General features: G+C 66.8%; 1 protein-coding gene. It reads left to right on the forward strand.

Annotated features, from left to right (window positions below; translation table 11 throughout):
* The coding region (locus E4K09_RS24150; RefSeq protein ID WP_134500199.1) for a M48 family metallopeptidase at window positions 1-214 on the forward strand (214 nt) is incomplete at its 5' end.
* Window positions 215-223 lie beyond the last annotated feature (9 nt).

The following is a 223-nucleotide window of genomic DNA, read 5'->3' on the forward strand; positions in this document are numbered from 1 at the left end:
CTGCTCGGCCAACGGCGCTCTCAACTTCTCCTGGCGCCTCATCATGGCTCCGCCCTTCGTGCTCGACTATCTCGCGGCGCACGAGGTGGCGCATCTGCGCGAGCTCAACCATTCCTCGCGGTTCTGGAAGATCACCTACCAGCTCTGCCCGCGCACCGACGAGGCGGAAGCCTGGCTCAAGGACTACGGCAGCGCCCTGCACCGGATCGGGTGAGGGGGCTGC

It is taken from the genome of Microvirga pakistanensis (assembly GCF_004458765.1).
GTDB lineage: Bacteria > Pseudomonadota > Alphaproteobacteria > Rhizobiales > Beijerinckiaceae > Microvirga > Microvirga pakistanensis.